Below are 281 nucleotides of genomic sequence, written 5' to 3' on the forward strand. Positions count from 1 at the left end.
GTACTTGTTGGCGTGCGCCAGGAAGCCGATCTTCGGGTCCGGATCGAACAGCTTCTGCCAGCCGGCGGTGAGCGTGCAGAGCAGCAGCCAGAGGGTCGGCAGCAGCGTCACCCACACGTAGCGGTCGCGTTTCATCTTGACCAGCACGCAGGTGCCGAGCGTCAGCGCAATCGCGGCCAGCATCTGGTTGGAGATGCCAAAGAGCGGCCACAGCGTGTTGATGCCGCCCAGCGGATCGACCACGCCCTGGTACAGGAAGTAGCCCCACAGTGCGACGGTCG

General features: G+C 64.8%; 1 protein-coding gene. It reads right to left on the reverse strand.

Features of this window, described 5'->3' with window-relative positions:
- Window positions 1-281 (reverse strand): carbon starvation CstA family protein (locus tag LB452_RS13470; protein WP_322966428.1); only part of this gene is annotated, 281 nt, incomplete at both ends.

Origin of the sequence: Psychroflexus longus (genome assembly GCF_020164595.1) — a bacterium.
Lineage (GTDB): Bacteria > Bacteroidota > Bacteroidia > Flavobacteriales > Flavobacteriaceae > Psychroflexus > Psychroflexus longus.